The 25,426-nt window shown below is 62.0% G+C and carries 17 protein-coding genes; 10 read left to right on the top strand and 7 right to left on the bottom strand.

What is annotated here, in order from left to right; all coding sequences use genetic code 11:
* Positions 1 to 75: 75 nt before the first annotated feature.
* On the bottom strand, positions 76 to 3,564 hold the full coding sequence (smc, locus tag NWV16_RS09830) for a chromosome segregation protein SMC (protein WP_260522859.1): 3,489 nt from the start codon (positions 3,562 to 3,564) through the stop codon (positions 76 to 78).
* A gap of 2 nt (positions 3,565 to 3,566) precedes the next feature.
* Positions 3,567 to 4,226, bottom strand: a complete 660-nt coding sequence (locus NWV16_RS09825; protein ID WP_065259722.1) for a GntR family transcriptional regulator — start codon at positions 4,224 to 4,226, stop codon at positions 3,567 to 3,569.
* A 266-nt stretch (positions 4,227 to 4,492) separates the two neighbouring features.
* Here NWV16_RS09825 and xdhA point away from each other — a divergent pair, with 266 nt between their 5' ends.
* The 4 genes from xdhA to guaD all read left to right on the top strand — a co-directional run bounded on the left by xdhA (position 4,493) and on the right by guaD (position 10,632).
* Entirely contained in the window at positions 4,493 to 5,947 is a 1,455-nt protein-coding gene (gene xdhA, locus NWV16_RS09820) for a xanthine dehydrogenase small subunit (protein ID WP_260522858.1), read from the top strand.
* The gene (xdhB, locus tag NWV16_RS09815; RefSeq protein ID WP_260522857.1) at positions 5,940 to 8,339 is read left to right on the top strand and encodes a xanthine dehydrogenase molybdopterin binding subunit; all 2,400 of its coding nucleotides are present in this window, start codon (positions 5,940 to 5,942) and stop codon (positions 8,337 to 8,339) included. The genes xdhA and xdhB overlap by 8 nt, the downstream gene beginning before the upstream one ends.
* 117 nt (positions 8,340 to 8,456) lie before the next feature.
* A complete protein-coding gene (gene xdhC, locus NWV16_RS09810) occupies positions 8,457 to 9,314 on the top strand; it encodes a xanthine dehydrogenase accessory protein XdhC (RefSeq protein WP_260522856.1) in 858 nt (285 codons plus the stop codon).
* 13 nt (positions 9,315 to 9,327) lie between these two features.
* Positions 9,328 to 10,632 carry a guanine deaminase gene (gene guaD / locus NWV16_RS09805; RefSeq protein WP_260522855.1) on the top strand — a complete coding sequence of 435 codons (1,305 nt, stop codon included), beginning with the start codon at positions 9,328 to 9,330 and terminating at the stop codon, positions 10,630 to 10,632.
* An 85-nt stretch (positions 10,633 to 10,717) separates the two neighbouring features.
* Here guaD and NWV16_RS09800 read toward each other — a convergent pair whose 3' ends face one another.
* Positions 10,718 to 11,482, bottom strand: a complete 765-nt coding sequence (locus NWV16_RS09800) for a GntR family transcriptional regulator (RefSeq protein WP_065259727.1) — start codon at positions 11,480 to 11,482, stop codon at positions 10,718 to 10,720.
* A gap of 223 nt (positions 11,483 to 11,705) precedes the next feature.
* Here NWV16_RS09800 and NWV16_RS09795 point away from each other — a divergent pair, with 223 nt between their 5' ends.
* Positions 11,706 to 12,896 carry a benzoate/H(+) symporter BenE family transporter gene (locus tag NWV16_RS09795; RefSeq protein ID WP_065259728.1) on the top strand — a complete coding sequence of 397 codons (1,191 nt, stop codon included), beginning with the start codon at positions 11,706 to 11,708 and terminating at the stop codon, positions 12,894 to 12,896.
* A gap of 40 nt (positions 12,897 to 12,936) precedes the next feature.
* Here NWV16_RS09795 and NWV16_RS09790 read toward each other — a convergent pair whose 3' ends face one another.
* Positions 12,937 to 13,275, bottom strand: coding sequence for a YggL family protein (locus tag NWV16_RS09790; RefSeq protein ID WP_065259729.1), 339 nt, complete (start codon positions 13,273 to 13,275; stop codon positions 12,937 to 12,939).
* 234 nt (positions 13,276 to 13,509) lie between these two features.
* Between NWV16_RS09790 and dacB the strand changes: the two genes are divergently transcribed.
* On the top strand, positions 13,510 to 14,970 hold the full coding sequence (gene dacB, locus NWV16_RS09785; RefSeq protein WP_260522854.1) for a D-alanyl-D-alanine carboxypeptidase/D-alanyl-D-alanine-endopeptidase: 1,461 nt from the start codon (positions 13,510 to 13,512) through the stop codon (positions 14,968 to 14,970).
* A gap of 152 nt (positions 14,971 to 15,122) precedes the next feature.
* Here dacB and NWV16_RS09780 read toward each other — a convergent pair whose 3' ends face one another.
* Together NWV16_RS09780 and rlmKL are read right to left on the bottom strand one after the other, a co-directional pair.
* Complete coding sequence (locus NWV16_RS09780) at positions 15,123 to 17,507, bottom strand: diguanylate cyclase (RefSeq protein WP_260522853.1); 2,385 nt, start codon at positions 17,505 to 17,507, stop codon at positions 15,123 to 15,125.
* Positions 17,508 to 17,651: 144 nt separating this feature from the next.
* A complete protein-coding gene (gene rlmKL / locus NWV16_RS09775) occupies positions 17,652 to 19,922 on the bottom strand; it encodes a bifunctional 23S rRNA (guanine(2069)-N(7))-methyltransferase RlmK/23S rRNA (guanine(2445)-N(2))-methyltransferase RlmL (RefSeq protein ID WP_260522852.1) in 2,271 nt (756 codons plus the stop codon).
* Between the two features lie 530 nt (positions 19,923 to 20,452).
* Here rlmKL and rmf point away from each other — a divergent pair.
* Positions 20,453 to 20,668, top strand: coding sequence for a ribosome modulation factor (rmf, locus tag NWV16_RS09770; RefSeq protein ID WP_003223300.1), 216 nt, complete (start codon positions 20,453 to 20,455; stop codon positions 20,666 to 20,668).
* Between the two features lie 139 nt (positions 20,669 to 20,807).
* On the opposite strand, the gene NWV16_RS09765 is transcribed toward rmf, so the two are convergent.
* Complete coding sequence (locus NWV16_RS09765) at positions 20,808 to 21,827, bottom strand: quinone-dependent dihydroorotate dehydrogenase (RefSeq protein ID WP_260522851.1); 1,020 nt, start codon at positions 21,825 to 21,827, stop codon at positions 20,808 to 20,810.
* A gap of 221 nt (positions 21,828 to 22,048) precedes the next feature.
* Between NWV16_RS09765 and NWV16_RS09760 the strand changes: the two genes are divergently transcribed.
* The 3 genes from NWV16_RS09760 (at position 22,049) to NWV16_RS09750 (ending at position 25,422) form a co-directional block, all read left to right on the top strand.
* Positions 22,049 to 23,260, top strand: a complete 1,212-nt coding sequence (locus NWV16_RS09760; RefSeq protein ID WP_260522850.1) for a CmpA/NrtA family ABC transporter substrate-binding protein — start codon at positions 22,049 to 22,051, stop codon at positions 23,258 to 23,260.
* Positions 23,261 to 23,275: 15 nt separating this feature from the next.
* The gene (locus NWV16_RS09755; RefSeq protein WP_260522849.1) at positions 23,276 to 23,851 is read left to right on the top strand and encodes an ANTAR domain-containing response regulator; all 576 of its coding nucleotides are present in this window, start codon (positions 23,276 to 23,278) and stop codon (positions 23,849 to 23,851) included.
* 359 nt (positions 23,852 to 24,210) lie between these two features.
* A complete protein-coding gene (locus NWV16_RS09750) occupies positions 24,211 to 25,422 on the top strand; it encodes a nitrate/nitrite transporter (protein WP_260522848.1) in 1,212 nt (403 codons plus the stop codon).
* Positions 25,423 to 25,426 lie beyond the last annotated feature (4 nt).

Raw genomic sequence — 25,426 nt, 5'->3', positions numbered from 1 at the left:
GGGCTCGCTTCGCTCAGGCTTCGAGTTGCAGGCTTCGAGCCGGCCGCTTGAAGCTCGTCGCTCGAAGCTGAGCCGCTAGGCATCCACCATCGCCATCGCCTCCTCGACATCCACGGCCACCAGTCGCGAACACCCTGGCTCGTGCATCGTCACGCCCATCAACTGGTCGGCCATTTCCATGGCGATCTTGTTATGGGTGATATAGATGAACTGCACGGACTGCGACATCTCTTTGACCAATCGTGCGTAGCGTCCAACGTTAGCGTCATCCAGTGGTGCGTCAACCTCATCGAGCATGCAGAACGGCGCCGGATTCAACTTGAAGATCGCAAAAACCAGTGCCAGCGCGGTCAGGGCCTTTTCGCCGCCGGAAAGCAAATGGATGGTGCTGTTCTTCTTTCCGGGCGGTTGCGCCATGATCGTCACCCCTGTATCGAGTAGATCTTCGCCCGTCAGTTCCAAATACGCGCGTCCGCCACCGAAAACTTTCGGGAAAAGCGCCTGTAAACCGCCATTGATCTGATCAAAGGTATCTTTGAAACGATTGCGGGTTTCCTTGTCGATCTTGCGGATGACGTTCTCGAGTGTCTCGAGGGCCTCCACCAGGTCGGCGTCCTGAGCATCCAGATAACGTTTACGCTCTGATTGTTGCGTGTATTCATCGATCGCCGCGAGGTTGATCGCGCCCAGGCGCTGAATGCGTGCGGCGATGCGTTCCAGTTCTTCTTCGGCCTCCTTCTCACTGGCCTCGGCGCTCAAGGTTTCGAGCACGCCGTGCAAATCGTAGCCGTCTTCCAGCAGTTGATCCTGCAAAGCCTTGCGGCGCACGGTCAGGGCTTGCCATTCCATGCGTTGCTGTTCCAGCTGGCCGCGGATCAACTGCGATTGCTGCTCGGCCTGGCTGCGGCGTTTTTCCGCGTCGCGCAGTTCGCGGTCAGCGTCTTCCAGGGCGATCTGCGCGGTCTTGAGTTCATCGTCGACGCTCATGCGCTTCTCAAGCAACTCTTCGAGCTTGAGGCGCAGCTCTTCCAGCGGCGCCTCACCCTCCTCCAGATTCAGGCTGAGCTGTTCACGTTTTTCAGTCAGTCGCTCGGCCTGCATTTCCAGACGCTCCAGAGCCTGACGCGTCGAATCGTGCTGCGCACGCAACGAGCCGAGCCGCACAGCCAATTGGTGGGAATGATCCTTGTGCTGGCGCGCTTCCTGACGCACCCGATCGAGGCGTTCGCGCAGGCTGTCGCGCTGGGCCAGCAACAACTCGCGCTGCTCGGTGTCGAGGGCCATGGCGTCGAGAGCGTCCTGCAACTGGATCCGCGCTTCGCCGATGTTCTCGTGTTCCAGCTCGCGCTGCTCGGCGAGCTCGACCAGTTCTTCGTCAAGACGGGTGCGACGCAGGTTCAGCTGCTCGGCCTTGGCTTTGCCGGCGGAGAGCTGGGCTTTCAATTCACCTTGCTGACGGGCCTCGTCCTGCAACAGGCGACGCAGATGTTCGCGGCCGTTTTCCTGCTGACGCTGTTGCGCACGCAAGGTTTGCAAGCGGGTTTCCATGGCGTCGACCGTGGCTTCGCGTTCTTCGCGTTCCAGATGCAGCGCTTCGATTTCCTGACCACGGGCGAGCATGCCACTTTCGGCTTCGCTGGCACGGCGCACCCGCAGAAAATGCCGACCGACCCAGTAACCGTCGCGGCTGATCAGGCTCTGCCCGGCGTCCAATTGGCCGCGCAGGGCCAGCGCCTGCTCAAGGTTGTCGACCGGTTTGACCTGACCCAGCCATGGCGACAGATCAACCTGCGCCTCGACCTTGTCCAGCAGGCTGCCGGCCACGCGCACGCCGTCATTGCCGGGGCTGAGCAAACGCAGATCACCCTGGGCAAAACCGGACAAATCGAAACCGGCGAAGTCATCCACCAACACCGCTTGCAGGTCGGCGCCGAGCACGGTTTCCACCGCCAGCTCCCAACCGGCCTCGACCTTCAGGCCTTCGGCCAGGCGCGGGCGTTCGGCGAGGTTGTGTTCCTTCAGCCATTCGGCAGTGCCGCTGCCCGGATCGAGCGCGGCCTGTTGCAAGGCTTCGAGGGACGCGAGGCGACCGTTGAGGCGCTGCAGATCGCCCTGCGCCTGCTGTTGTGCGGTCGACGCTTGCTGCAATTCCTGGCGCAGTTGCTCAAGCTTTTCGACCTGAGCCTCTTCACTGGTCTGCAAGTCTTCGAGAGTGGCTTCGGACTCGGCGAGTTGTTCGCTGAGCGCCATCATCGCCGCGTCTTCCGGGTCGGCCGACAGCAACGCCCGCTCTTCCGCCAGACGCTTTTGTCGATCGGCCAGACGTTCCAGGCTGGTTTCGAGCTGTTGAATGCGTGACTGCTGCACTTCAGCCTGACGACGCGGCTCGGCGGAGGTCAGGTTGAAGGCGTCCCACTGTTCCTGCCAGCCATGCATGACGGATTCGGAATCTTCCAGCGCCGCGGCGGCTTCCTCGGCGGCAGCATTGGTGACTTCCTGCTCGGGGGTCAGCTGAGCGAGTTCTTCACCGAGGGTCAGCAGCAGCGTGCGGTCGTGCCCCAGGTGCGATTCGGTTTCGAGGCGCGCACGTTCGGCTTCCTTCAAATCGTCCTGCAATTGACGCAAGCGCTGCTGGCCGTGCTGGATGCTTTGTTCGACCCGGGCAATGTCGCCACCGACCGAATAGAAGCGCCCCTGCACCAGATTGAAGCGTTCGGACAGGTCATGGTGACCGTCGCGCAGGCGTTCGATGGCCGCGTCGGCGTTGCGTTGCTCGGCGACCAGCGCTTCGAAGCTGATTTCCTGGTTGCCGATGATCGATTCGCGCTGGCCGACCTGATCGTTCAGATCCTGCCAGCGCAGGGCCGACAGTTGCGCCTTGAGCTGGCGCTCTTCGGCCTTGAATTCCTGATACTTCCTGGCCGCCTCGGCCTGACGGTGCAAGCGTTCGAGCTGGCGCTCGAGTTCTTCGCGCAGGTCGGTCAGACGGGCAAGGTTTTCGTGGGTGCGGCGGATGCGGTTTTCCGTTTCGCGCCGGCGTTCCTTGTACTTGGAGATGCCGGCGGCTTCTTCGATGAAATTGCGCAGGTCTTCCGGCTTGGATTCGATGAGCTTGGAGATCATCCCCTGCTCGATGATCGAGTAGCTGCGCGGACCGAGGCCGGTGCCGAGGAAAATGTCGGTGATGTCGCGACGACGGCACTTGGCGCCGTTGAGGTAATAGGTCGTCTGGCTGTCGCGGGTCACTTTGCGTCGGATCGAAATTTCCGCGTATGCCGCCCACTCGCCCAGCAGCGTGCCGTCGGAGTTGTCGAACACCAGCTCGATGCTTGCCTGGCTCACCGGTTTGCGGCTGGTCGAGCCATTGAAGATGACGTCGGTCATCGACTCGCCGCGCAGGTTTTTGGCCGAACTTTCGCCCATCACCCAGCGTACGGCGTCGATGATGTTCGACTTGCCGCAACCGTTCGGCCCGACGACCGCCGCCATGTTGCTGGGGAAGTTCACCGTGGTCGGGTCGACAAAGGATTTGAACCCCGCCAGTTTGATGCATTTGAGGCGCAAGGTCAGGCAACCGTCAGGGCGGACACCACCAGATCGCAGCTGCGCTGGGCGTAAGCCGTCAGCACGATGCGGATCTGCGGCAGGTCACGGGCGAGGACGGCGGCCAGCAAGCGCTCGAACAGCTCGAGAAACTCACTCATCTCGGCCTTGCGCTGTTCCAGCGCGAGGAAGTACGCACGGCTCATGGCCGGCTGCAGGTTCTCGACGGTTTCCTGCAGATACGGGTTATTGGCGAACGGATACGCGGCGCGCATCACGTTGAAGCTGTCATCGACAAAGGTGCGAATGTCCTGACGCTCGTAGCTGGCAGTCAGGCGCTGCTGGATCTGCACGAACGGCGCCATGTCGGCCTGGACCTGCCAGCCGTTGGCCACTGCGTTGCCGAGCAGGATGTACAGCTCGCTCATCAATGTGCACAGGCTCTGCACCTTGTGCGCCGTCAGTTCGGTGACGTGGGCGCCGCGGCGCGGCAGGATCGCGATCAGATGACGGCGTTCGAGGATCAGCAAGGCTTCGCGCACCGAGCCGCGGCTGACGTTCAGCGCCAGCGTGACCTTCTGTTCCTGGATGCGCTCTCCCGGCTTCATTTCGCCGCGAATGATCCGTTCGGCGAGGTGGTGAGCGATTTGCTCGGCGAGGCTGTCCGGCGCCTTGAACGTCATGGTTGTCCTTCAAACTCTTCGATCTGCACAAGCGGCGCAGTGTAGCGCAATGCGCGGTCATGGCGGAGTGCCCGCACAGCGGTTTTTGGCACGAATCCCGCAAAAAAGCGTTTGATCCAATGAGGGTCAATACTGAACAGAGCGGTTGTAAAGCGACAAAACGGATTTTCCTGACCTTTAAGTCAGAAAACCATTGACCGAAAAGTCAGACCTGCTAAATTCGGCTCAAGTCGCTTAACAACAATAATGAGTCTGCGAGGCCTTCCGTGATCCAGTTTTTACTCAACCAGGAACTCCGTAGCGAGCACGCCCTGGACCCGAACCTGACTGTGCTCAACTACCTGCGTGAACACGTGGGCAAACCCGGCACCAAAGAAGGCTGCGCCAGTGGAGACTGCGGCGCCTGTACGGTGGTGGTCGGCGAGTTGCAGACGGATGACGAGGGCCGCGAGCACATTCGCTACCGCAGCCTCAACTCCTGCCTGACGTTCGTTTCGTCGCTGCACGGCAAGCAACTGATCAGCGTCGAAGACCTCAAGCACAAGGGCGAATTGCACAGCGTGCAGAAAGCCATGGTCGAGTGCCACGGCTCGCAGTGCGGTTTCTGCACCCCCGGCTTCGTGATGTCGCTGTTCGCCCTGCAAAAGAACAGCGATGCACCGGATCATGCCAAGGCCCACGAAGCGCTGGCCGGCAACCTCTGCCGCTGCACCGGCTACCGGCCGATCCTGACCGCCGCCGAACAAGCCTGCTGCGGCAAGCAACCGGACCAGTTCGACGCCCGGGAAGCAGAAACCATCGCTCGCCTCAAAGCCATTGCCCCGACCGATATCGGCGAACTCAACAGCGGCGACAAACGCTGCCTGGTGCCGCTGACCGTGGCCGATCTGGCCGACCTCTACGACGCCTACCCACAGGCCCGTTTGCTGGCCGGTGGCACCGATCTGGCGCTGGAAGTCACGCAGTTCCACCGCACCTTGCCGGTGATGATCTACGTCGGCAATGTCGCCGAAATGAAGCGCATCGAGCGTTTTGATGACCGCCTCGAAATCGGCGCCGCCACCGCCCTCTCCGATTGCCATGAAGCGTTGAATGCCGAGTACCCGGACTTCGGTGAACTGCTGCATCGCTTCGCCTCGCTGCAGATCCGCAACCAGGGCACCCTGGGCGGCAACATCGGCAACGCCTCGCCGATCGGTGACTCGCCGCCCCTGCTGATCGCCCTCGGCGCGCAGATCGTCCTGTGCAAGGGCGAAACCCGCCGTACGTTGAACCTGGAAGATTACTTCATCGATTACCGGGTCACCGCACGCCAGGAAAGCGAGTTCATCGAGAAAATCATCGTCCCTCGCGCCACCGCCGAGCAGCGCTTTCGCGCCTACAAAGTCTCCAAGCGTCTGGACGACGACATCTCTGCCGTCTGCGCCGCGTTCAACCTGCGCGTCGAGAACGGCGTGATCACCGATGCCCGCGTCGCCTTCGGCGGCATGGCCGCGATCCCGAAACGCGCCGCCCATTGCGAAGCCGTGCTGCTCGGTCAGCCGTTCAATAACGCCGTTATCGAACGTGCCTGCACCGCGCTGGGCGAGGACTTCACCCCGCTCTCGGACTTCCGCGCCAGCAAGGAATACCGCCTGCTCAGCGCGCAGAACCTGCTGCGCAAATACTTCATCGAACTGCAAACACCGCACATCGAGACTCGGGTGACCGCTTATGTCTAACCATCACGGCGTAGAGAAAACACAAGCTGAACTGGCAGAACTGTTCGCCAGGGACCTGACCACCGGTGTCGGCCGCAGCGTCAAGCACGACAGCGCCGCCAAGCATGTGTCCGGTGAAGCGCAGTACATCGATGACCGCCTGGAATTCCCGAATCAGCTGCACGTTTACGCACGGCTGTCGGATCGCGCCCACGCGAAAATCATCAGCATCGACACCAAACCCTGCTACGCCTTCGAAGGCGTGCGCATCGCCATCACCCACGAAGACGTGCCAGGCCTGAAAGACATCGGCCCGCTGCTGCCGGGCGACCCGCTGCTGGCCATCGATGACGTGCAGTTCGTCGGTCAGCCGGTACTGGCCGTGGCGGCCAGGGATCTGGAAACCGCACGCAAGGCCGCCATGGCCGCAATCATCGAATACGAAGACCTGGAACCGGTGCTGGACGTGGTCGAAGCCCTGCGCAAGCGCCACTTCGTGCTTGAAAGCCATACCCATCAGCGTGGCGACTCGGCCAATGCGCTGGCTACGGCTGAACATCGCCTGCAAGGCACGCTGCACATCGGCGGACAGGAACACTTCTACCTGGAGACGCAGATCTCCTCTGTGATGCCGACGGAAGACGGCGGCATGATCGTCTACTGCTCGACCCAGAACCCCACCGAAGTGCAGAAACTGGTGGCCGAAGTTCTTGACGTGTCGATGAACAAGATCGTCGTCGACATGCGCCGCATGGGCGGTGGTTTCGGCGGCAAGGAAACCCAGGCCGCGAGCCCGGCATGCCTGTGCGCCGTGGTCGCGCACCTGACCGGACAGCCGACCAAGATGCGTCTGCCACGGGTCGAAGACATGCTGATGACCGGCAAGCGTCACCCGTTCTACGTCGAGTACGACGTCGGTTTCGACAGCACCGGGCGCCTGCACGGAATTGCGATGGACCTGGCCGGCAACTGCGGCTGCTCGCCTGATCTGTCGGCGTCGATCGTTGACCGGGCGATGTTCCACTCGGACAACTCGTACTACCTCGGCGACGCCACTATCAACGGTCACCGCTGCAAGACCAATACCGCGTCGAACACCGCGTACCGTGGTTTCGGCGGCCCGCAAGGGATGGTCGCGATCGAGGAAGTGATGGATGCGATTGCCCGCCATCTGAACCTCGATCCGCTGGCCGTGCGCAAGGTCAACTACTACGGCAAGACCGAGCGTAACGTCACCCATTACTACCAGACCGTCGAGCACAACATGCTCGAGGAAATGACCGCCGAGCTGGAAGAAAGCAGCCAGTACGCCGAACGCCGCGAAGCGATCCGTCGCTACAACGCCAACAGCCCGATCCTGAAAAAGGGCCTGGCGCTGACCCCGGTGAAGTTCGGCATTTCCTTCACCGCCAGCTTCCTCAACCAGGCCGGCGCCCTGGTGCACATTTACACCGACGGCAGCATCCATCTGAACCACGGCGGCACGGAAATGGGTCAGGGCCTCAATACCAAGGTCGCGCAGGTCGTCGCCGAAGTGTTCCAGGTGGAAATGGACCGTGTGCAAATCACCGCGACCAACACCGACAAGGTGCCGAACACCTCGCCGACAGCGGCGTCCAGCGGAGCCGACCTGAACGGCAAGGCCGCGCAGAACGCAGCGGAAACCATCAAGAAACGTCTCGTCGAATTCGCCGCGCGACACTACAAGGTCAGTGAAGAAGACGTGGAGTTCCACAATGGTCATGTCCGTGTTCGCGACCACATCATGACCTTCGAAGCGCTGATCCAGCTGGCATATTTCAATCAGGTCTCGCTGTCGAGCACCGGGTTCTACAAGACCCCGAAAATCTACTACGACCGCAGCCAGGCCCGTGGCCGGCCGTTCTACTACTTTGCCTTCGGTGCGGCGTGTTGCGAAGTGATCGTCGACACCCTGACCGGCGAGTACAAGATGCTGCGCACCGACATCCTGCACGACGTCGGCGCCTCGCTGAATCCGGCCATCGATATCGGCCAGGTCGAGGGCGGCTTCGTCCAGGGCATGGGCTGGCTGACCATGGAAGAACTGGTCTGGAACAACAAGGGCAAGCTGATGACCAACGGCCCGGCCAGCTACAAGATCCCGGCCGTGGCGGACATGCCGCTGGATTTGCGGGTGAAGCTGGTGGAAAACCGCAAGAACCCGGAAGACACGGTGTTCCACTCCAAGGCTGTGGGTGAGCCACCGTTCATGCTCGGCATCGCCGCGTGGTGCGCGATCAAGGATGCGGTGGCCAGCCTCGGAGACTACCGGCACCAACCGAAGATCGACGCCCCGGCGACCCCGGAGCGGGTGCTGTGGGGGTGCGAGCAGATGCGTCAGCTCAAGGCGGTCAAGGCCGTCGAGGCTGAAACCGAGCTGGCTCCGCTCTAGGACAGAGGCGCGGCCATCGCGAGCAGGCTCGCTCCCACATTTGGAATGCATTTCCCTGTGGGAGCGAGCCTGCTCGCGAAGAGGCCCGAACAGACAACGATGTTGTAGGGGTGAACTATGTACAACTGGATCGACGCCCTCGCCGACCTGCAGAACCAGGGCGAACCCTGCGTTCTGGTGACCATCATCGAAGAGCTAGGCTCGACGCCGCGCAATGCCGGCTCGAAAATGGTCGTCAGCGCACGCCAGACGTTCGACACCATCGGTGGCGGGCACCTGGAATACAAGGCCATGCAGATCGCCCGCGAGATGCTCGCCAGCGGCAGGCAGGACACCCATCTGGAACGTTTCAGCCTCGGCGCCAGCCTCGGCCAGTGCTGCGGTGGCGCCACGGTGCTGCTGTTCGAACCGATGAGCCAGGTGCAGGCGCAGATCGCCGTGTTCGGTGCCGGTCATGTCGGTCGCGCGCTGGTTCCCTTGCTCGCCAGCCTGCCGTGCCGGGTACGCTGGATCGATTCCCGGGAAGAGGAATTTCCCGCACAGATTCCCCACGGCGTGCGCAAGATCGTCGCCGAGGAACCGGTGGACGAAGTCGACGACCTGCCCGCCGGCAGCTACTGCATCGTCATGACCCACAACCATCAGCTGGACCTGGAACTCACCGCCGCGATCCTCAAGCGCAACGACTTCACCTGGTTTGGCCTGATCGGTTCGAAGACCAAACGCGCCAAGTTCGAACACCGCTTGCGTGACCGTGGGTTCGACAGCGGCATCGTGCAACGCATGCGCTGCCCGATGGGCATCGGCGAAGTCAAAGGCAAGCTGCCTGCAGAAATCGCCATTTCCATCGCCGGCGAAATCATCGCCACCTATAACGCCCATTTCGGCCAGCACACCGCCAGCGCCGAACCGATTGCCAGACTGCTGCCGGTTTCGCGCCGCAGCCAGGCCGCCACACTCAAAGCCTCAAACTGATTAGAGAACCCTCATGCCTCTGACTCGCAAAGCCTACCGCGCCGCCATCCTGCACAGCATCGCCGACCCCGCCGAGGTCGGGATCGAAGCCTCCTACGAGTATTTCGAGGACGGCCTGCTGGTGGTCGATGGCGGCAGGATCAGCGCCCTCGGCCACGCCAGCGAACTGCTGCCGACCCTGCCGGCGGACATCGAGATCACGCATCACCAGGATGCGCTGATCACCCCGGGCTTCATCGACACCCACATCCACCTGCCGCAGACCGGCATGGTCGGCGCCTACGGCGAGCAACTGCTCGATTGGCTGAACACCTACACCTTCCCGTGCGAAAGCCAGTTCGGCGACAAGGCTCACGCCGATGAAGTGGCGGACATCTTCATCAAGGAACTGCTGCGCAACGGCACCACCACCGCCCTCGTGTTCGGCAGCGTACATCCGCAGTCGGTGAACTCGTTCTTCGAAGCCGCCGAGAAGCTTGACCTGCGGATGATTGCCGGCAAAGTGATGATGGACCGCAACGCGCCGGACTACCTGACCGACACCGCTGAATCCAGCTACGTCGACAGCAAGGCACTGATCGAGCGCTGGCACGGCAAGGGGCGTCTGCACTACGCCGTGACCCCGCGCTTCGCCCCGACCAGCACTCCGGAACAACTGACCCTCGCCGGTCAATTGCTCACTGAATACCCGGATCTGTACATGCAGACCCACATCAGCGAGAACCTCAAGGAAATCGAGTGGGTCAAGGAACTGTTCCCGGAGCGCAAGGGCTACCTCGACGTCTACGATCACTACCAATTGCTCGGCGAGCGCTCGGTGTTCGCCCACGGCGTGCACCTGTGCGACGACGAATGCGCACGCCTGGCGCAAACCGGTTCGGCAATCTCGTTCTGCCCGACCTCGAACTTCTTCCTCGGCAGCGGCCTGTTCAACCTGCCGATGGCCGAGAAGCACAAGCTGAATGTCGGTCTCGGCACGGATGTGGGCGGCGGCACCAGTTTCTCGCTGCTGCAGACCCTGAACGAAGCCTACAAGGTGATGCAGCTGCAAGGTGCGCGGCTGAGCCCGTTCAAGTCGCTGTACCTGGCCACCCTCGGCGGCGCCCGGGCACTGCGTCTGGAAGACAAGATCGGCAACCTGCAACCGGGTTCCGACGCCGACTTCCTGGTGCTGGACTACAACGCCACGCCGCTGCTGAGCTACCGCCTGAAGCAGGCCAACAACGTTGCCGAGACGTTGTTCGTGCTGATGACGCTGGGCGATGACCGCACGGTTGCCCAGACCTATGCAGCGGGTGCGCTGGTGCATCAGCGCTGAGTTTTCACAAGGCATAAAAAATCCCCCGGTGGCGTTCAGCTCCGGGGGATTTTTATTGCCCGCGAATGCCGCGACTCGGTGCCAGTTAGAGCTTGGCCGCCGGACGCCCCGGCTTCCTGGTCTGCAACAGGTGCGAGAACACCGCGTGCAGATCATCCGAAGCGCTTTCCTCATCGAGGTTGAGCTTGCTGTCGATGTGATCCATATGGTGCATCATCAGGTCCACCGCCAGTTCGCCGTTGCGCGCTTCGATGGCGTCGATCAACTGGGTGTGTTCGTCATAGGAACAGTGCGAACGGTTGCCGCTTTCATATTGAGCAATGATCAGCGAGGTCTGCGAAACCAGGCTGCGCTGGAAGCTGATCAGAGGCGCGTTCTTCGCCGCTTCGGCCAGTTTCAGGTGGAATTCGCCCGAAAGGCGGATGCCGGCGCCGCGATCACCACGGGAGAAGCTGTCGCGTTCGTCGTTGACCATCTGCCGCAGTTCAGCGATCTGCTCGGCGGTGGCGTGCTGCACCGCCAGCTCGGTGATCGCGCGTTCCACCAGCCGCCGGGCGAGGAACACCTGACGCGCCTCTTCGACGCTCGGGCTCGCCACCACCGCGCCACGGTTCGGCCGCAACAGCACCACGCCTTCATGGGCCAGACGCGAGAGCGCTCGGCGAATGATGGTGCGGCTGACCCCGAAAATTTCCCCCAGCGCTTCTTCGCTCAACTTTGTACCGGGCGCCAGGCGCTGTTCGAGGATGGCCTCGAAGATATGCGCATAGACAATATCGTCCTGGGTTCCGCTGCGGCCGGCTTTGCCTGCTCGCGGTTGTTTCTTGAGGGGTTGCAACTGTTCGTTCATGGGCACTCGAGTCGGAAGAACTGCGGCGAATTGACCGTGACTGTAATACGGCACAGTGGGTCGCTGGCAAGTATCGCGTAAAAAACAGCGCGATTGTACACAATGGAAGGTGGCAACACGACTGTACGGCTGTTTGTGACTTCGGCTGTATTGCAACGCATCGTTATGTTTGAGTTTAGGCTTAAACCCGAAATCCGTGGTTTGAACAAGGAACGCCGCTGTCATGAATGAAATCACCCACACCCGACTGCGCCCCTTCGCGGACACATCGCCCTCCGCCATCGTCGCCGGGTTCATCGCGATGATGACCGGTTACACCAGTTCGCTGGTGCTGATGTTCCAGGCCGGGCAAGCTGCGGGCCTGAGCAGCGGGCAGATTTCCTCGTGGATCTGGGCAATTTCCATCGGCATGGCGGTGTGTTCGATCGGTCTTTCCCTGCGCTATCGCACGCCGATCACCATCGCCTGGTCGACCCCCGGCGCAGCCCTGCTGATCACCAGCCTTGGCGGCGTCACCTACGGCGAAGCCATCGGTGCCTACATCACCTGCGCGTTGTTGGTGACGATCTGCGGCCTGACCGGCAGCTTCGAACGGCTGGTGAAAAAGATCCCGGCTTCCCTTGCCGCCGCGTTGCTGGCGGGGATTCTGTTCAAGATCGGCAGCGAAATTTTCGTCGCCGCGCAGCACCGCACCGGCCTGGTGCTGGGGATGTTCTTCACCTATCTGCTGGTCAAACGCCTGACGCCGCGTTATGCGGTGCTCGCCGCGCTGCTGATTGGCACCGCGCTGTCGGGCTTCATGGGGCTGCTGGACTTCAGCGGTTTTCACCTTGAAGTGGCGACACCGGTCTGGACCACGCCGCACTTCTCGCTTGCCGCGACCATCAGCATCGGCATTCCGTTGTTTGTGGTGGCGATGACCTCGCAGAACATGCCGGGCGTCGCCGTGCTGCGTGCCGATGGCTACAACGTCCCGGCCTCGCCGCTGATCACCACCACCGGCATCGCCTCGCTGCTGCTGGCGCCGTTCGGCTCCCATGGCATCAATCTGGCGGCGATCAGCGCGGCGATCTGCACCGGCCCCCACGCCCATGAGGATCGCAACAAACGCTACACCGCAGCGGTGTGGTGCGGGATTTTCTACGGGATCGCCGGGGTGTTCGGCGCCACGCTGGCGGCGCTGTTCGCCGCGCTGCCCAAGGAGCTGGTGCTGTCGATTGCCGCATTGGCACTGTTCGGCTCGATCATCAACGGCTTGAGCATTGCCATGACCGAAGTGAAGGAACGGGAAGCGGCGCTGATCACCTTCATGGTCACGGCGTCAGGACTGACGCTGTTTTCCATCGGTTCGGCCTTCTGGGGAATTGTCGCGGGGGTGTTGACCTTGCTGATCCTGAATTGGCGCAAGGCATAAAAAAACGGCGACCCTCGGGTCGCCGTTCTTCATTTCGGAATCAAGCCTTGTTGATCGGCTTTTCCGGGTACCACACGTCCAGCAGCGGGCTGATTTCAGTATTGGTCAGCTCGGTGCGGGTTTTCAGCCAGGCTTCCACGGCAGCGCGCTGCTCTTCGGTAACCGAGCCACGCTTCTGCAGGCAAACCAGACCGAAGCCTTCGCCGCCGACATAGCCCAGACCGTTGGCGTCCAGAGCTTTGATGAAGGCTTCGAGGAAAGCGTCAATGGCTTCTTCGGACAAATCTTCTTTGAAGTCCAGGTTCAGTTCGAAACCCAGCTCCTGGAATTCATCGACGCACAGTTTTTTGCGCAGACGCTGGGAACGGTTAGTCGCCATTGGAACAATCCTCTCAATAAATAACGGCCGGCACTTTACCAGTTTAAGCCGGCGATTGCCTGCCTATCCGGGACGAGCGTGCGACCGCCCGTAAAAAAATAACCCGTTGGCCGCCTCGGGAAAGGCACAAGCTGTTACACCTTGGGGCATAATGCCGACACTTTCATGACCACTGAGGGCCTTTTCATCCATGTCCTCGTCTTTTTTCCCCTCGACTGCAGGGTTTTATTTCATATGATCAAATCGTTGCGTCCTCTTTTCCTGGCCGGTCTTCTTTTGCCGCTGGCCCTGCCCGTTTCCGCTGCCACCCTCAACACGTCCCTGACGCCCAATGTCGAAAAAGCCCTGAAGGCCAGCAAACTGCAGCCCAGCGCCCTGTCGCTGGTGATGGTGCCGCTGGAAGGCCCGGGCACCCCGACCGTGTACAACGCCGACGTGTCGGTCAACCCGGCCTCGACCATGAAACTGGTGACCACTTATGCGGCGCTGGAAATGCTCGGCCCCAACCATCAGTGGAAAACCGAGTTCTACACCGACGGCGACCTGAGCGGCGGCATCCTCAACGGCAACCTCTACCTCAAGGGTGGTGGCGATCCGAAGCTGAACATGGAAAAACTCTGGCTGCTGATGCGCGACCTGCGCGCCAATGGCGTGACTCAGGTCACCGGCGACCTGGTGCTGGACCGCAGCTTCTTCATTCAGCCGCAACTGCCTGAATTCAACGACGACGGCAACGACGAAAACAAGCCGTTCCTGGTCAAGCCGGACTCGCTGCTGGTCAACCTCAAGGCCCTGCGCTTCGTGGCCCGCAACGACAATGGCCGGGTGCTGGTTTCGGTGGAGCCGCCAATCGCCAGCATCAGGATCGAGAACACCGTCAAGGCGCTCAACTCCAAGCAATGCACCGGTGGCGTGCGCTACAACCCGGTGACCCAGGCCGATGGCAGCGTGACCGTGACCGTTGCCGGTCAACTGGGTGAAGGCTGCAGTTCCCAGACTTATCTGTCTCTGCTCGACCACGCGACCTACACCGCCGGCGCCGTGCGGGCGATCTGGAAGGAACTGGGCGGCAGCATCCAGGGCAAGGATCGCCTGGCGCCGACACCGAGTGGTGCCAAGGTGCTGGCCCGCGCGTTCTCGCCGGATCTGGCGGAAATCATCCGTGACATCAACAAATACAGTAACAACACCATGGCCCAGCAGTTGTTCCTGAGCCTCGGCCAGAAATACCGCAACGAGGCCGACGGCGATGACGCCAAGGCCGGGCAACGTGTGGTGCGTCAGTGGCTGGCGAGAAAAGGCATCACTGCGCCGCATCTGGTGATGGAGAACGGTTCCGGCCTGTCCCGTGCCGAACGGGTCAGCGCCCGGGAAATGGCCGCGATGCTGCAAGCGGCGTGGCACAGCCCTTATGCGGCCGAGTACATCAGTTCGCTGCCGATCGCCGGCATGGACGGCACCATGCGCAAGCGCCTGAAAACCACCGCAGTGCGCGGCGAGGCCCACGTCAAGACCGGCACCCTGAACACCGTGCGCGCCATCGCCGGCTTCAGCCGCGACGTCAACGGCAACACCTGGGCGGTGGTGGCGATCCTCAATGACAAGGCGCCGTTCGGTGCATCGTCGGTGCTGGATCAGGTGCTGCTGGATCTCTATAAACAGCCGAAACTGCCGCAGACCGCTTCGGTTCTGTAAGCCGCCCCTGAGAACCCTGCAAGACCTGTGGGAGCCGGGCTTGCCCCGGGCGGCGATCCGACGATGGCGTCAGTCCAGGCAGCATCTGAAGTGACTGACACACCGTCATCGCGAGCAAGCCCGCTCCCACAAGTTGTCAGCGGCAAACCGGATCAGTTCATCTGCCGCTCGACCCGATCCCGCCCGGCCTGCTTCGCCGCATAGACGCCCGAATCCGCCCGCAGCAACAACGAATCGGCACCCTCCCCCGGCCGCCAGCTGGCAATCCCGAAACTGGCCGTCACCACTCCGACCACATCCACCGGCGCCCCGCGCAGGCCTTGCCACAGTTCCACGGCCAGCATGTACGCCTGATCGCCATCGATGTCGGGACACAGCACCATGAATTCTTCACCGCCCAGGCGGCAGAACACATCCGTTCGCCGCAGGCGATGACCGATGCGCTCGCAAACGGCTTGCAATACCCGGTCACCGACAGCATGCCCGAACTGATCGTTGATCCGTTTGAAATGGTCGATATCGAGCATGATCACCGACAGCTCACCGCCACCGCGCTCGACACGGGCCATTTCAGTGGTCAGACGTTCCTGGAAATAGCGCCGGTTGTGGATACCGGTCAGCGCATCGGTCACCGACAGTGCGCGCAGCTCTTCCTCCACGCGCTTGAGGTCGGAGATGTCCGAGATGTAGCCATGCCACAGCACGCCACCGCCCGGCAGTTCCTCGGGGGTCGCTTCGCCGCGTACCCAGCGCAGGCCGCGCTCGGGCAATTGCACGCGGTACTCCTCACGCCACGGGCTGAGGTTGTCCGCCGAGGCACGGATCGACTTGCGTACGCGGCTGACATCCTGCGGATGAATCCGGGTGAAGATGGATTCGGCATTGAGCAACAGCACGTCGGGTTCCAGCTCGTAGATCTCGCGGATGCCGTCGCTGGCGTAGATCACGCTGAAGCGCCCGTCGAATTCCATTTTGAACTGGTAGATGCCGCCGGGAACGTGGGCACTGAGTTTCTTCAGCAGGACATCCCGCGCCGCCAGCGCTTCGTGGACGCGCTTGCGCTCGGTGATATCGATGCAGATCGCCAGGTGCCCGACCCACAGCCCCTGCTCGTCCAGCACCGGCGTGGCCAGCATGTTCACCGGCAGATGACTGCCATCCTTGCGCACCAGCGTCCATTCACGCGCTTCATGCCCACCCACTTCGCCCCCTTCCACCAGCATGGCCTGGCAGGTCGGGATGCTCTTGCCGTAGCGGGTGCTCAGTTCCGCCGCCCGGGTGATCAGTTCCCGGGGAAAATGCAGGTTTTCCAGGGTCATGTGGCCGACGACTTCGGCACTGCGGTAACCGAGCATTTGCTCCGCGCCGGGATTGAAGGTGTTGATGACACCGCGCAGGTCAGTGGCGATGATCGCCACTTGCGTCGCCGCATTGAGCACGCCGCGCAACTGACCGTGGGTGCCGCGCAGTTCCTGTTCGCGCTCGTGCAGCTCCTGAGTACGCAACTCGACCAGGCGCAAGGCCCGCTGACGCTGACTGACCAGCACATACAGCAGCGCACTGAGCAACAGGCTGAGCAGGCCGCCCAGTATGACCACGCTGCCGACCGACGAATGGTTGGCCTGCAGAAAGGCTTCGCTGGGCGAGATATCGACCTGATAGTCATGGTCGGCCATGCGCACCAGCCGCGTGGTCGACAGATCGCTGGGGGCCGGATCATTGGACGACTCGAACAGTACCTCGTGCTGATCGCTGGTCGACAGATCGAGGATGCGCACCGAAAGGTAATCATGCAGGGCATCCGGCAGCCCGTCGGCCAGCAACTGGCGCATGCTGATCACCGCCATCACATAGCCGAAGGATTTAGCCTCTCCCTCGCGCCGCACCGGCGCCACCAGCAATACACCACGCGCATAGGCCGGTTCGATACTGACCAGATGCATCGGTTGTGAAACCGCCAGTCCGCCCAGTTGATCCGCACGCTCCAGGGTCGAACGGCGCAGCGGCTGGGCCAGCAAGTCATAACCCAGTGGGGAACCGAGGCGGCTCTGGGTCTGGCTGTAGACCACCACGACATATTCATCCCGGGCGGCGGCCAGTTGCAGCTCGCCCTGGGCATTGAGTTCACGCACGCTGAACGTGTTCAGGCCTTCATCGCGCACCCGCTGTTCGAAGGCGGCGCGCTCGGCCCCACTCACCCGCAAGGCGAACGAATAGGCCTGGGTGCGCAGCAATAAGGGTTGGGTGTAGCCATCGAATTCGGCACGGGACACCGATTCGGAGTTGGCGAAGAACCGCCGCAGGCCGTCGAGGCGCTGCTCCTGATCCTGAAAACGTTCTTCGATACGGCTGTAGCGTTCGTTGGCCAACAACTGAAAACGCTGACGCAACTGGCTGTGAAACTGATTGAGTGTGGCCCACGCCAGCAGCCCCGTGAGAATCCCGCCGGCGAGCAATACCAGCAGCGCGACCAGCCAGGCCGAAACTTCTTCGCTGATGAAACCCAGAATCTTGGGGCGCACGGGGTGCAACGACATAAGGGCCACTCACTACGCCAGTACTTACGGGATAACCCCATTGGCCGTGTGTGAGTTATAGCTATTAGCCACTAATTTGGCTAGCTCTGATGGGATCCAAGAGCCTTTAAAATCAAGGCTCTGTGGATCCAATCAGGCAGAGCGTCAACGAGCCGTGATTTTCCAGGCGCGGTGGATCTTGCCGTTGCGGGCGAAATCCGGATCGATGGTGCTGGCGGTGATTTCCTCCACCGCATAGCGCTCGGCCAGGTTGTCTTCGAGCTGGAACTTGCGGAAGTTGTTGGAGAAGTACAACACCCCGCCCTTGGCCAGACGGGCCATGGCCAGGTCAATCAACTGCACCTGGTCACGCTGCACGTCAAAAACACCTTCCATGCGCTTGGAATTGGAGAAGGTCGGCGGGTCGATGAAGATCAGGTCGTATTCTTCCCGGTTGCTTTCGAGCCATGCCATCACGTCGCCCTGCTCCAGACGGTTCTTGTCGGAGAAGCCGTTGAGCGACAGGTTGCGACGGGCCCAGTCGAGGTAGGTTTTCGACAGGTCGACGCTGGTGGTGCTGCGTGCGCCACCTTTGGCCGCGTGCACGCTGGCGGTCGCGGTGTAGCAGAACAGGTTAAGGAAACGCTTGCCGGCCGCCTCCTTCTGAATCCGCATGCGCATCGGCCGGTGATCGAGGAACAGCCCGGTGTCGAGGTAGTCGGTGAGATTCACCAGCAACTTCACGCCGCCTTCGGTGACTTCGTTGAATTTGCCCTGAGCCGCCTGACGTTCGTACTGTTTGGTGCCACTCTGACGCTCGCGGCGCTTGACCACGACGCGGCTCTTGTCGATGTTCAGCGCCTGCGGAATGGCGGCCAGGGCGTCGAACATGCGGATCGAGGCTTTCTCCGGGTCGATCGACTTCGGCGCGGCGTATTCCTGGACGTGCACCCAGTCGTGATAGAGGTCGATGGCCATGGCGTATTCCGGCATGTCCGCATCGTAGACGCGGTAGCAATCGATACCTTCGCGCTTGACCCACTTGCCCATCGCCTTGAGGTTTTTCTGCAGGCGGTTGGCAAACATCTGCCCGCCTTCGCTCAGGCGCGGCTGCTCGATCACCGGCGCCGGGGCCGGCGTCGGTTTGATCGGGTTACCGTTCTTGTTGTACTTGCGCTCTTGTGGCTCGTTCGGCGCCTGATCATGGGCAGCCTGCTCGCGCTCGGCCTGGCGTTGCTCCGGAGTGCGGCGCTCGCCGGTGACAAACTGCTCCGGCAGGACTTTGATCAACAGCAACTTGCACGGCAATGCGCCGTTCCAGAACGAATATTGCTTGTGGCTGCGAATACCCATGCGCTTGCCCAGATCCGGCGCGCCGGTGAACACCGCCGCTTCCCAGTTCAGGCAGGCCTGACGCAGGCGTTCACCGAGGTTCTGGTAGAGGTACAAGAGGCTGGCTTCGTCGCCCAGACGCTCGCCGTATGGCGGATTGCAGATCACCAGACCTTTCTGGTTCTGGTCCGGACGCGGTTCGAAGGTTGCCACCTCGCCCTGATAGATCTTGATCCACTCGCTCAGGCCGGCGCGCTCGACGTTGTTGCGGCCGGGCTGGATCAGTCGTGGGTCGGCTTCGTAGCCACGGATCCACAGCGGCGGTCTGGCCAGGCCGGCGGCAGCACGCTCGACGGCTTCTTCGTGCAGTTTTTTCCACAGCGCCGGTACGTGACCCAGCCACGCGGTGAATCCCCACTGCTCGCGGCGCAGGTTCGGCGCCATGTCGGTGGCGATCATGCCAGCTTCCACCAGGAAGGTACCGACGCCGCACATCGGGTCAGCCAGCGCACCACCTTCGGCTGCAATGCGCGGCCAGCCGGAGCGGATCAGGATCGCAGCGGCGAGGTTTTCCTTCAGTGGCGCCGCGCCCTGCTGCAAGCGGTAACCGCGCTGGTGCAGGCTGTGGCCGGACAGGTCAAGGGACAGGATCGCTTCGCCGCGATCCAGGCGCAGGTGAATGCGCAGGTCCGGGTTGAGCTTGTCGATGGTCGGACGGTCGCCCTGCGGCGTGCGCAGTTTATCGACGATGGCGTCCTTGACCTTCAAGGCGCCGAAATGGGTGTTGTCGATGCCCGAGCCATGCCCGCTGAACTCAACAGCCAGCGTGCCGTCGGGAAGCATGTGATCCTGCCAGTCGACGTCGAGTACGCCGTGATACAGATCCTCGGCATTTTTCATCGGGAAGCGCTTGAGCACCAGCAACACCCGGTTGGCCAGGCGCGACCAGAGGCACAGACGATAAGCGGCTTCCATGGTCGCCATGCCACGCACGGCGGAGGTGTGCTCACGGGCGTCTTCAAGGCCAAGCCCGACGGCTTCCTCGATGAGCAGGCCTTCAAGGCCTTTGGGACAAGTGAGGAAGAGTTCGAAACGGTCGGACATGGTTTTTCCAGAGCCTTTGGCTGATGAACCGGCAACGCATTGCCGATCCGGTTTTCAATCAGGCGCTTTTCGACAAGAGCGCCCGCGTGGCACGAAGGTGTGCCGTTCCATCCCCGCTGCTCGGGTTAAAAGAGCTTAGATGCCGGGACAGATAAAAAAGTTGATGCAACAAAATGATTCAGGACAACCCTTCGTCGAATAGTACCCAAGCGTAAACGTGGGTCATTCGCACTAAAGGATTAACCCCGTCATGCAGCGCAGGGCCGATCATACCGGGGTTGGGTGAATAAACGGTCATGAAACCTGACGTTACTTATCGCCATAGCACCCTTTTCGTTACGTCCTTATGACAAAACGGTCATTCCCTCGATGTGACTCATTGGTTAGAACTGGACACAGGTTGACGTCGCAACGGCGTCAACACCTTGGCTCGCCACGCCGGCAGCGAGCCGCCAACGGCAGAGTTTTTCTGCCAGACCTCGATTGAGGTCAACGCGACAAAAACAGTCAACAAGTGAGGGAAACACCCTATGAGAAGACTTAAGCGTGATCCGTTGGAAAGAGCATTTTTGCGCGGGTATCAATATGGCGTTGGTGGCAAGTCCCGTGAGCTTTGCCCATTTACTCTACCGTCGGTACGTCAAGCCTGGATCAACGGCTGGCGAGAAGGACGCGGCGACAACTGGGACGGTATGACCGGCACTGCGGGAATCCACAGACTCAACGAACTTCACGCCGTCGGCTGACACAGGGCATTTATTCCGACACGACAATCTGATTTCGCAACACCCATGATCACCATGCACGTCCTTCCCGGACGGCGGGCTACGGCCCAGGGGCTCCTTCGAGGAGCCCTTTTTTTGCCTGTCCTGTCATATCCCGAGATCAGCGCCTGGCGGCAATGGCATCCACGGATTCGCGAATCAGCGCCGGGCCCTTGTAGATGAAGCCGGAGTAGATCTGCACGAGGCTCGCGCCGGCAGCGATCTTCTCGGCCGCATGCTTGCCCTCGGTGATACCGCCCGCCGCGATGATCGGCAACTGGCCACCCAGTTCGGACGCCAGCACCTTCACGGTGTGGGTGCTCTTCTCACGCACCGGCGCTCCGGACAGACCACCCGCCTCGTCGCCATGCTCCATCCCTTCGACGCCCACACGGCCAAGGGTGGTGTTGGTGGCGATCACCGCGTCCATCCCGGTTTCGATCAGCGCTTGCGCGACTTGCGCGGTTTCTTCATCGGTCATGTCCGGCGCGATCTTGATCGCCAGTGGTACATGCTTGCCGTGGCGCAGGGCCAATTCGGCGCGGCGTGTGGCCAGATCCGCCAGCAATTGCTTGAGCGAGTCACCGAATTGCAGGCTGCGCAGGCCCGGGGTGTTCGGCGAACTGACATTGACCGTGACGTAACTGGCGTGGGCGTAGACCTTGTCCAGGCAGATCAGGTAATCGTCCACCGCACGCTCGACCGGGGTGTCGAAGTTCTTGCCGATATTGATCCCCAGCACGCCCTTGTACTTTGCCGCAGCCACCCGCGCCAGCAGGTTATCCACACCGAGGTTGTTGAAACCCATGCGGTTGATGATCGCCTCCGCTTCCGGCAGGCGGAAAATCCGGGGTTTAGGGTTGCCCGGCTGCGGGCGCGGGGTCACGGTACCGATTTCGACAAAACCGAACCCCAGCTGCGAGAAACCATCGATGGCCGCGCCATTCTTGTCCAGACCGGCCGCCAGTCCCACCGGGTTCGGGAACTGCAGACCCATGACGTTCACCGGCAGCGAAGCCGGCGCCTTGCACAGCAAGCCGTTGAGACCCAAACGCCCGCCCGCGCCGATCAGATCCAGCGACAGATCGTGGGAGGTTTCCGGGGAAAGTTTGAACAACAGCTGACGGGCCAGGGTGTACATGGGCGGCTATGACTCGGGCGGCGAAAAGAGGCGGCGATTATAGCCGGGCATCGCCCTGCCGTGCGAGGCGCATGCGCAAATCCGCTGCGCTGGCATATGCCTTGCACCTGCTCCCGCATCAGCCCGCAGGCCAATGACGGCAGGCGGGCAAGGACAATGGCGTCGTCACCGGAATTTGCCTCGACAAAGTCCGGGGCGACGTTTTTTTTGAGGGTGGCTTCATGACTCAAACCTCCATCGGGCCACTGGCCTGGGTCAACGGCAGCGATGCCCCGGAAAAAAGCGCGATCAATCTGGGTTTCATGGCCCTGAGCGACTGCGCTTCGGTGGTGGTCGCCGCCACGCAGGGCTTTGCCCAGCCTTACGGCCTGACCCTGAATCTCAAGCGCCAGAGCTCATGGGCCAACCTGCGGGACAACCTGGTCAGCGGCGAACTCGATGCCGCCCATAGCCTCTACGGCCTGATCTACGCAGTGCACCTGGGAATCGGCGGGGTTGCGTCCACCGACATGGCGGTGCTGATGGGTCTGAACCAGAACGGCCAGAGCCTCAATCTGTCCCACGATTTGCAGAGCCTGGGCGTGACCGGTCCTGAGGCGCTGGACCGCCACGTGCACCAAACCCGCGCAAGGCTGACCTTCGCCCAGACCTTCCCCACCGGCACCCATGCCATGTGGCTTTATTACTGGCTCGCAAGCCAGGGCATTCATCCGTTGCAGGATGTCGACAGCGTGGTGGTGCCGCCGCCGCAAATGGTCACGCACCTGCAGGCCGGCCGCATCGACGGTTTTTGCGTCGGCGAGCCGTGGGCCGCCAGCGCCGTGCAGCAGGATCTCGGTTTCACCCTGGCGACCAGCCAGACCATCTGGCCCGACCATCCGGAAAAAGTCCTCGGCTGCACCCGCGCCTTCGTCGAGCAATACCCCAACACGGCCCGGGCGCTGGTGATGGCGATCCTCGAAGCCAGCCGTTTCATCGAAGAAAGCCCGGAAAACCGCCGCAGCACCGCGCACCTGCTCAGCGCCGCCGAGTACCTCGACGCCCCGGTGTCCTGCATCGAACCGCGTTTTCTCGGCGCCTACGACGACGGTCTGGGCAACCGCTGGCAAGACCCGCACGCCCTGCGTTTTCACGGCGATGGTGCGGTGAATCTGCCGTACCTGTCGGACGGCATGTGGTTCATGACCCAGTTTCGCCGCTGGGGTTTGCTGCGTGACGACCCGGATTACCTCGCCGTCGCCCGTCAGGTGCAACAGCTGACGCTGTACCGCGACGCCGCCAGCGCAGTCGGTGTGCAAGTCGGCACCGAGGACATGCGCAGCAGCCAGTTGATCGACGGCAAGGTCTGGGACGGCAGCGACCCGGCTGCCTATGCCCGAAGCTTTAAATTGCATGCATTGAGCGACCTCACTCCCCTTCTCGCCCACCGCTGACAGGAGACCGCGAACATGCTGCGCATTCTGCTGATCAACGACACGGCGAAAAAAGTCGGCCGCCTGAAAGCTGCGCTGACCGAGGCCGGTTTCGAGGTCATCGACGAGTCCGGCCTGACCATCGATCTGCCGGCGCGCGTCGAAACGGTGCGCCCGGACGTGATCCTGATCGATACCGAGTCACCGGGCCGCGATGTGATGGAGCAAGTGGTACTGGTCAGCCGTGACCAGCCACGGCCGATCGTGATGTTCACCGACGAGCACGACCCCGGCGTGATGCGTCAGGCGATCAAGTCCGGGGTCAGTGCCTACATCGTCGAAGGCATCCACGCACAACGCCTGCAGCCGATTCTCGACGTGGCCATGGCCCGCTTCGAAAGCGACCAGGCCCTGCGTGCCCAGCTTCAAGCTCGCGACCAGCAACTGGCCGAGCGCAAGCGCATCGAACTGGCCAAGGGTCTGTTGATGAAAATGAAGGACTGCAACGAAGAAGAGGCTTACACCCTGATGCGCCGCCAGGCCATGAGCCGTCAGCAGAAACTGATCCAGGTCGCGGAGCAGATCATTGCCATGAGCGAGTTGTTTGGCTGAGGTTTCGTGGAGCCTGTAAAGGCCCCATCGCTGGCAAGCCAGCTCCCACAGGTTTCCCTGTCGTACACAGTGTCTGTGATTAATGCGGAACCTGTGGGAGCGGGCTTGCCCGCGATTGGCCGCCACTCGGTCGAGCACTGTTGGCACAAATCTCGCTAAGTATTCTGCACAGGTAACCAACGGCGGTTGCCCCACCCACGACAAAGACGTCGCTCACCTCCTTCGCCCCTTTCGGCGATCCGGGTAGCGGCGTTTTTGCGTTTTGGCCCCATTGACCGGGGCCGGTGGTGCGGCCGTGGCGGCGCCCCACTGTGCTGGTTCTGACTCCTTCTCGAGATTCTCTACCGCTGAGGTGCGCGATGAATAAAAGCTTCTGGAAATCCGGCCACACCCCGACCCTGTTCGCGGCCTTCCTGTATTTCGACCTGAGCTTCATGGTCTGGTATCTGCTCGGCCCGTTGGCGGTGCAGATTGCCGCCGACTTGCACCTGACCACTCAACAGCGCGGACTCGTGGTAGCCACGCCGATTCTGGCCGGGGCCGTGTTGCGCTTTGCGATGGGCATGCTCGCCGATCGCCTGTCGCCGAAAACCGCCGGGCTGATTGGCCAGGTGACCGTGATATGTGCGCTGTTCGGTGCGTGGAAACTCGGCATCCACAGTTACGAACAAGCCTTGTTGCTCGGTCTGTTCCTCGGCATGGCCGGCGCCTCGTTCGCCGTGGCCCTGCCGCTGGCCTCGCAGTGGTATCCGCCCGAACATCAGGGCAAGGCGATGGGCATCGCCGGGGCCGGCAACTCCGGGACCGTGTTCGCGGCGCTGATCGCCCCGGTACTGGCGGCGGCGTTCGGCTGGAGCAATGTGTTCGGTTTCGCCCTGATTCCGCTGATCCTGACCCTGGTGCTGTTTGCCTGGCTGGCGAAAAACGCGCCGGAGCGACCAAAAGCCAAAGCCATGGCCGACTACTTCAAGGCCCTGGGCGACCGTGACAGTTGGTGGTTCATGTTTTTCTACAGCGTCACCTTCGGCGGCTTCATCGGCCTGGCCAGCGCCCTGCCCGGCTACTTCAACGACCAATACGGCTTGAGCCCGGTCACCGCCGGTTACTACACCGCTGCTTGCGTGTTCGGCGGCAGCCTGATGCGCCCGCTGGGCGGCGCGCTGGCCGACCGTTTCGGCGGGATTCGCACCTTGCTGGCGATGTACACGGTGGCGGCGGTCTGCATCGCGGCCGTCGGCTTCAACCTGCCAAGTTCCTACGCGGCGCTGGCGCTGTTCGTCTGCACCATGCTCGGTCTCGGCGCAGGTAATGGCGCGGTGTTCCAACTGGTGCCACAGCGTTTTCGCCGCGAGATCGGCGTGATGACCGGGCTGATCGGCATGGCCGGCGGCATCGGCGGTTTTGCCCTCGCCGCCGGTATGGGCGCGATCAAACAGAGCACCGGCAGCTATCAACTGGCACTTTGGTTGTTTGCCAGCCTTGGCGTGTTGGCATGGTTCGGCCTGCACGGGGTCAAACGTCGCTGGAGAACCACCTGGGGTTCGGCGGCCGTGACGGCTGCCCGGGTCTGAGGCT

Source organism: Pseudomonas sp. BW7P1 (genome assembly GCF_024981055.1).
In the GTDB taxonomy this organism is placed as follows: Bacteria; Pseudomonadota; Gammaproteobacteria; order Pseudomonadales; family Pseudomonadaceae; genus Aquipseudomonas; species Aquipseudomonas bananamidigenes.
This window is presented reverse-complemented; position numbering and strand designations above follow the sequence as displayed.